We start from the raw sequence: 1,072 nt of genomic DNA on the forward strand, positions 1-1,072 counted from the left end.
AGCAGCCCAAATGATTTTGGGTACGAAGTAAGCCAGTGGAGCCTCCCGCTGTTAGTGGCAGAAATTAAAAAGCAGGGGATCGCTGAACAGATTTCTGAGAAATCTGTCAGCCGTTTTTTAAAAATGAGGTAGATTTACATCCCCACAAAATCCGTTACTGGCTTCATTCTTCGGAAAAGACGGAAGCCCCGGAATCTTTTGCGCGGAAAGTAAACGAAATCTGCGGCCTGTACCAGAGTGCCCAGGAACAAAGCCGGGAAGGTGCACACATTGTTTCCACTGATGAAATGACCGGGGTACAGGCGCTGGAACATAAATATCCTGACAAGCTCCCATTACCCGGCCAGTGCGCCAAAATGGAGTTTGAGTATATCCGCCATGGCACGACCAGCCTCATCGGGTTCTTTGATGTTGCAACGGGCCGTATGGAAATGCCGTATTTAAACTCCACACGCACAGAAGAGGATTTTGTGGAAGCCGTGAAAGCATTGGTAGGGACAGACCCGCAAGCCCCATGGACATTTATATGCGATGGCCTAAACACCCATAAATCGGAAGCCCTTGTCCGCTTTGTGGCAGAAGCCTGTGCCCTTGGCGTGGAACTGGGCAAAAAAGGGAAAACAGGGATCCTTAAAAGTATGGAAAGCCGAGCGGATTTCCTGCATGACCCTTCCCACCGGATCCGCTTTGTCTATACTCCGAAACACAGTTCCTGGATGAACCAGATTGAGATATGGTTTGGCATCATTAACCGGAAGCTGCTGAAGCGGAAAAGCTGCCTGTCAATAGAAGAACTGGAAGCAAGCATCCTGCGCTTTATTGAACAATACAATCTTACAGCACACCCATTTAAGTGGACATATGCCGGGATACCATTAGTAATTTAATCACTGATATTTAAACAATGCTGTACTAGGATGATGGATGACTCCCCGAAGAACATCTGCACATATTCACCCATACCAGACAGCGTATCCTTTGCCAGAGAGATTCCCAGTCCCAGCGCAAGGGCAGGTCCGCATATGAGCATGGCCCTGTTGGTGAATCTGGCTCTCGCCACCAGGCTCATGCC

Annotated in this window: 1 protein-coding gene and 2 pseudogenes; 2 read left to right on the forward strand and 1 reads right to left on the reverse strand. The window is 48.9% G+C overall.

Annotated features, from left to right (window positions below):
- Positions 1 to 132: pseudogene (locus tag AC1BI1_RS15355) on the forward strand (helix-turn-helix domain-containing protein); the annotation flags it as partial.
- Between the two features lie 137 nt (positions 133 to 269).
- Positions 270 to 887: a transposase gene (locus AC1BI1_RS15360; RefSeq protein WP_476718175.1), complete on the forward strand. Its 618-nt coding sequence runs from the start codon at positions 270 to 272 to the stop codon at positions 885 to 887.
- On the opposite strand, the pseudogene AC1BI1_RS15365 reads toward AC1BI1_RS15360, so the two are convergent.
- Positions 884 to 1,072 (reverse strand): annotated as a pseudogene (locus AC1BI1_RS15365) (hypothetical protein); the annotation flags it as partial. The gene AC1BI1_RS15360 and the pseudogene AC1BI1_RS15365 sit on opposite strands and share 4 nt — an antisense overlap.

It is taken from the genome of Thermanaeromonas sp. DSM 22490 (genome assembly GCF_056378755.1).